The following is a 6,444-nucleotide window of genomic DNA, read 5'->3' as shown; positions in this document are numbered from 1 at the left end:
GATTTGAATATCGCAAACCAAGTGTGTTAGAGCAAACGTAAGATGTAAGAATAATCTCACCAATCTATATTACCTCATTACTCATTATTCATTATTCACTATCACCATGCCGAATCAATCTCAATCACAACTTGGACTGCTCGACCTTGTCGTTACGGTGCTTTCCATCTATGTTCTTGGCGCGCTCGCGCTCGACACGTTCACCACGCTCGACGCAGAAATCTCTAAACTCATCAACTATTTTGACTATGTCATTTGTGCGGTTTTCTTCTTTGAGTTTTGGTATCGGCTGTTTACGGCAGAAAGTAAATGGCAGTATCTCAAATGGGGCTGGATTGATTTGCTCTCGTCGATTCCGATGATTGATGCGTTTCGCACGGCGCGCTTGGTGCGCATTGTTCGTGTGATTCGCATTATCAAAGCTTATCGCTCGGTTCAGCAGTTGCTCGCTTATCTTTTTCAGAATCGGGTGAAAGGCACGTTTGCGTCGGCTGTACTAACGGCTGTCTTGATGCTCATTTTTTCCGCGATTGCGATTTTGAAAGTAGAGACTTCTCCTGAAAGCAACATCACGACAGCGGAAGACGCAATTTGGTGGGCGTTTGTAACGATAACAACAGTCGGTTACGGCGATAAGTATCCAATCACCACCGAAGGCAGAGTGGTTGCGGCGATTTTAATGACGGTCGGCGTGGGCTTGTTCGGCACCTTTACGGCGTATATTTCATCGTGGTTTGTCGAAGGCAATCAAGTTCAGCGCGAAGCTTCCAACGAGAGCGTATCAAAAGTGCAAACCAAGCAATCCAACGATGTATTTGACAACTGAAAACATCCTTCTTATCGGTTCGCTTCTTCTCTTCCTTTCAATTCTCGGTGGGAGCGCGTCATATCGCTTTGGCGTGCCAACATTAGTGCTCTTTTTGGCGATTGGTATGCTGGCGGGGTCAGATGGGTTAGGTGGAATTTACTTTGATAATCCAAAGACGGCTCAGTTTATTGGGATTGTTTCGCTGAATTTTATTTTGTTTTCTGGTGGTTTAGATACTGATTGGCAATCTACCAAGCCGATTCTTTGGCACGGTTTCTCGCTTTCCACGATTGGCGTGTTTCTCACCGCATTCACGCTTGGTGTTTTTGTTTGGAGCATTACAGATTTTACACTTTTTGAAGGATTGCTATTAGGCGCGATCGTTTCTTCCACCGATGCGGCGGCGGTGTTTTCAATTTTACGCTCAAAAAGTTTAGCCCTCAAAGGCAATCTGCGCCCTGTCCTCGAACTTGAAAGCGGGAGCAACGACCCTATGGCTTATATCCTCACCATTATTTTTTTGAGTTTGGCAACAAATCCGCAAACCTCTGTGTGGAGCGTCGTGCCAATGTTCTTCGCACAGATGTTGCTTGGCACAGGAAGCGGCTACGCATTTGGTCGTTTGACAAAATATCTCGTCAACCACATTCGGCTGGATTTTGAAGGGTTGTATCCTGTGCTGGTAATTACGATGATGCTTGTTACATTTTCGGCGACGGATTTCATCGGCGGAAACGGCTTCTTGGCGGTCTATCTTTGCGCGGTCTATCTCGGCAATCAAGACCTTATTCATAAGAAAACTATTCTGCGTATGTTTGACGGGTTAGCGTGGCTGATGCAGATTGTCTTGTTTTTGACACTTGGGCTTTTGGTGTTTCCGACGCACGTGGTTCCAGTTATTGGCGTTGGATTTTTGATTGCGCTATTTTTGATGTTCGTTGCCCGCCCGCTTAGTGTTTGGATTGCGCTTTTGCCGTTCAGAATGCCCTCACGGCATAAATGGTATATTTCGTGGGTTGGACTTCGTGGCGCGGTGCCGATTGTCTTTGCCACTTATCCGATGCTTGCCGGAATTGATAAAGCCGATATGATTTTCAATTTGGTCTTTTTTATCTCTCTGACATCGGTTTTGCTTCAAGGCACAACGCTTCCGATTGTCGCCAAATGGCTCAATGTTAATTTGCCTGTTCAAGTCAGACCGCTGTCTCGAACCGATACAGTTGCTTCCGATGTCGTTAAAACCGTCATGGAGCGCATAGAGATTTCGGCGGATTCTCCGGTTGTTGGCAAACAATTGGTCGATTTAGCGTTTCCGCCCGAAGCCACGATTGCGATGATTATTCGCAACGAAACATTCATCACGCCAAATGGAGCCACAGAACTTCAACCAGGTGACTCGCTTGTTGTTCTCTGTGCGAATCGTCAGCACCTTGCCCGCGTCTTTGACTGCCTACAACTTTCTAAACCGATGGAGCAACCTTTATGACACCCAAAACACTTATTCTACTGATTGATTTTTCCGAGACCACCACGCCATTGATGTCGTTTTGCGCCGATTGGTGCCGAACCCTTCGTTCCAACTCTATACCTGCCGAGTTACTTCTCTTGCACCATCTCTCTACAAAAACTCCTGTCATCACTGACGAACAAACCCGCAAAGAGCTTCTGCGTGCCAAGCGTGATGATGCCGAGCGGCACCTCTACGCCCTTGCTCAATCTTTTTCCGACCTCTCTGCGCGCTACCTTGTTACCGAAGGCAACTTCTCTGACACCCTAAATGACCTCATCAGCCAAATCCCATCAAGTCTTGTTGCACTCGGCTTAAAACCAAGCAGTTCACTCAAACGCCTTTTCATCGGAAGCAAAGCCTCCGAAATTATTGACCACTGCCACACACCCGTCATCGCACTTCCAAACACAGTCTCGCACTTCAATGTTGAAACCCTCTTCATTTCCGCAAACCGACATTATCCCATAAACCTTATCAGCCTTAATAAATTACTTACCTTCATTGGGGACAGACTTAAACGCCTTTACTTCTTCACCATTGTTGATGAAGGCGCACCGATTGCACCGATTGAAACTTATCTCTCTGAACTCTCCGAAACCTATCGCCACACCTACCTTGTCGGAAGGTTTTTGCTCAAGAGCGATAACTTTGTGCAAGATTTGCACACGCTTCTTTACGACAAACATCGCGAACTGCTCGTTTTGCAACGCGGCTCTCGCCTTCTTTCTGATATGCTCTTTCGCAAGATGTTCATCAACGACATCGTTTATTCTGGTTCGATTCCAATCGCAGTCTTGTCGTAGCGGTTCTCATTCTAACGGCGGTCGGCATGGGCTTGTTCGGCACTTTTACGGCGTATCTTTCATCGTGGTTTGTTCAGGGCAATCACATTCAGAGTCAAGAAAGTCACTTGCAGACAAACCCTGAAACCGAATCTTCCAACAACGAACTTAACTCGTTTAAAAAAATGCACGTGCCACTGTTGCTATCGTTCCGCACTGCGTTTGTCATCATACCTTTCCGACTGTCAGCCAGAACTCCAAACTTGTTGAGTGTTGAAATAACACTTCCAACTTTTAACTCCCAACTCTCAATTATCAACCCTCACCCTCTCATCGCCGATTTTGCCGATTTGTCATAAAACGCTTGGATTTCAGGGCTAAATCGTTATCTTTACTGTGATTCACATCACACCGTCACCCTTGACGGAAATGTATCTTGCTAATGCTTGAAAGTGTCTGCTCCACTTCTGTATCAAGCATTTCTTATGCCAGCACGAATTTCAGACGAAAGTCCTCTTACTTTCGTGATTCAATTTTTCAGGATTTAATTTTTACAACGTAATTAACCCAACATGACGACCATGCGACATCGATTTTCACTGCTTTTGACGTTGATGCTGTTGCTTTTGACAACCGCCCCTTCGCTTTTTGCGCAAACTTCAACTTGGCAACTATCAGGCGGCGGCGATTGGACTGTCGCATCAAACTGGGACACACCACCCTCACTTGGGGACAACGTCGTTTTTAACAATGTCGACGGAACAATTACCAACATTCCCACAGGGTTTTTCGTCAATAACTTCACGAAGAGCGGCACGGGTACGGTAACACTTGCGAGTGACCTTGACCTTCAAATCCGTGGCAACCTGAGCGTTTCGGCAGGTGGAGGGTTCGTGGGTGGATCAGGCACAACCATCACATTCAACGGGACAGGACCGCAAAGTATTGGTGGCGCGGGCACAACCACCTTCTACGATCTTGTGATTAACAACGCGGGTAGCAGCCAGCTGAGCAATTCTCCTGCTTCATATACGCGCACCAACCCAACCGACATCGTAGGCAGTATCACCGTTACTAACGATATGGTGATTCAAAGAGGTGCAGTGTCTTTCTGTTCAACACCCAACGCAACCTTCACTCATCTTATTCAAAGAGACCTTATTCTTGGGAGTTCCACGAGCGAATTGGATATTACCTTCAATAATATTCAATCGAACACAGAGTTCGTCATCAATAATGCTACTAACTCCAATGTAACGCTGACGGTAAACCGCGATTTCTTGGTTCTCGCTGGGCAAGGCGGCGTAACAGCAGGGGTTACATCGCCCATAACGATTGGCGGCAGTAGCAGCAGTGCCGTCTTTACCGTCAAACGCCATGTCAATGCTGTTGACACCATTATCTTCTCCCTAAACGGTCGTGTTAATGAAATTACTTCTCTTTCCAATCCGATACCTAATCCAATTACGATGAATGTAGGTACTCTTGGTCAGCCAGGCGACTTCATTATGTCAAATGGCGGTAATGTCTTTTTATCGAACGCGTCAGGAACGTTTGTTCCTACGCTCAACTTGTTTGGCGGCACACTTTCCAACCCTGCCACTTTTGACATCAAGCATGAAGCCTACGACCTCAACTATTTTGTCTTTGGTAGCACAGGCAATGCCAACAAGTTCACGAACATTGATGGCGTGTATAAACTTGCAACGGGAGCAAGTCTCTGTGTAACTGATAAGCCTGGTCCTATTCGCACGAAAATTAACGGGCGTCTGATTGTACCTGATAACGCAGAAATTAGCAGTGTTGATGACGGTATTGGTGTCGGTCCTCCGACATTAGGCTTTGGACCAAATGGCGTGCTGGTGGTAGAGGATTTGCAAGGATTAGGAGACGGGACTTCAACCACGCCGTTTGCTTTCTGCATCAACCGCCGCACGGGGCAAGCCAATTTTGATTTGAGCCAAATCAATACCATCGGCACGATTGAGTATGCGGCGACGACCACCGGCACACAGATTGTTACCTCACGCACTTACAATGTGCTACGCATTAACCGCACTTCAAGTAATTACAGCTCTTCACCTATTCCCATAGGCACTTTTACTGACCCGTGCGTTGCCACAGGCAACATCACTGCCGATACGCTTCAAGTCTTGCGCGGTGTTTTTGCATTGACCAACGGCGCAAGCACCTTCACGCACAGCGTCGGCACTTTGGAGTTAGGCTCTGCGACCAGTTTAACAGTGTTTGCAGGCACAAACACAGGGCTGTTTGTCAATAAAGATGACGGCGCAACTTCAACGCTGACCGTTACAGGCAACACCACCGTGCTTGCGGGCTCGGTGTCGCTGACGCTTTCTGCTTCCGGCTCTTCGATTACCAGCACGACACTAAACCTCAACGATACGCTTAGAACTGGCTCAAACACGCTTTGGCTTTCAGGAAATACTTCTCCGAGCAGTTCAATAACCAACATCAACTTGCGCGGCAATGTAACGCTCTCTTCTACGAGCCGCTTTAATGCTAATCCTACAGGCACAGTTGCACCCACCGTTACACTTGGAGAACCGACTTTCACACGCACGTTCAATGTTCAACCTATATCACTTTTAGGCACGCCACCTTTACAACCCGCCAATGTGCGATGCAACTGGGTCATCCCTGCCAATGCAACGGTGCAGTTACCCAACAACTCTGCGATTGCCGTGATGAACGTCTTTTCACTCACCGTGAATGGCACTTTGGAATGTGCAAACGGGTCGGAATTGATTAGCACTTGGACTTCTCCGGGTTCTCCTATTCCATCACAAGTTTCCACCTTGACTCTCGGTGCAAACGGTATTATCCGCGTTGCTGATGTTGACGGCTTGGGCGACGGCACATCACTAAACCCTCCATCAAACTTCCCGCTCTTTATTCGCCGCACAGTGCCAACCTTGCAAAATCCGAACAATTGGGACATTTCATCAATCAACACCGCAGGCACGATTGAATACAACGGCACAGGACAAACCGTTACGCCGCGCAATACCTCGCTGATCAATAATTATTTCAATCTCGCATTTTCAGGGAGCGGCGGCAAAACGCTCGGCGGCGATGTCGATGTTACCAATTCACTCACGCTCAACGGCGGTATCATCACCACAGGCACAAACGACCTCACGCTGACCAATTCTTCTGCCACTTCGCTCACGCGCACCGCAGGACACATCAACGGTCGGCTCGTGCGTGCGATTGGCACAACTTCCGACGATTATCTCTACCCCATTGGCGATGCTTCAACTTATCGCCAAATCACCCTAACCAGCAGTGCTTCCACAAGTGCTTCACCTTTGCGTGGCGAG

The 6,444-nt window shown here is 47.5% G+C and carries 5 protein-coding genes; all 5 read left to right on the top strand.

What is annotated here, in order from left to right:
- Positions 1-106 precede the first annotated feature (106 nt).
- A complete protein-coding gene (locus ACWIP2_RS00205; protein ID WP_448517867.1) occupies positions 107-826 on the top strand; it encodes a potassium channel family protein in 720 nt (239 codons plus the stop codon).
- Positions 810-2,294 carry a potassium/proton antiporter gene (locus ACWIP2_RS00200; RefSeq protein WP_448517866.1) on the top strand — a complete coding sequence of 495 codons (1,485 nt, stop codon included), beginning with the start codon at positions 810-812 and terminating at the stop codon, positions 2,292-2,294. The genes ACWIP2_RS00205 and ACWIP2_RS00200 overlap by 17 nt, the downstream gene beginning before the upstream one ends.
- A complete protein-coding gene (locus ACWIP2_RS00195) occupies positions 2,291-3,121 on the top strand; it encodes a universal stress protein (protein ID WP_448517865.1) in 831 nt (276 codons plus the stop codon). Before ACWIP2_RS00200 ends, ACWIP2_RS00195 begins: the two co-directional genes overlap by 4 nt.
- 26 nt (positions 3,122-3,147) lie before the next feature.
- The gene (locus ACWIP2_RS00190; RefSeq protein ID WP_448517864.1) at positions 3,148-3,459 is read left to right on the top strand and encodes a hypothetical protein; all 312 of its coding nucleotides are present in this window, start codon (positions 3,148-3,150) and stop codon (positions 3,457-3,459) included.
- A gap of 222 nt (positions 3,460-3,681) precedes the next feature.
- Positions 3,682-6,444: beta strand repeat-containing protein (locus ACWIP2_RS00185; protein WP_448517863.1), on the top strand; the 2,763-nt coding region annotated here is incomplete at its 3' end.

The organism is Rhodoflexus sp., assembly GCF_053489755.1.
Note: the sequence above shows the minus strand (reverse complement) of the source record. Positions and strands in the feature narration are given on the sequence as shown.

What these genes read in the sequence shown, in the direction of transcription:
- ACWIP2_RS00205 (WP_448517867.1), top strand. Translation starts at nt 107, where the DNA reads ATGCCGAATCAATCTCAATCACAACTTGGACTGCTCGACCTTGTCGTT.
- ACWIP2_RS00200 (WP_448517866.1), top strand. Translation starts at nt 810, where the DNA reads ATGTATTTGACAACTGAAAACATCCTTCTTATCGGTTCGCTTCTTCTC.
- ACWIP2_RS00195 (WP_448517865.1), top strand. Translation starts at nt 2,291, where the DNA reads ATGACACCCAAAACACTTATTCTACTGATTGATTTTTCCGAGACCACC.
- ACWIP2_RS00190 (WP_448517864.1), top strand. Translation starts at nt 3,148, where the DNA reads ATGGGCTTGTTCGGCACTTTTACGGCGTATCTTTCATCGTGGTTTGTT.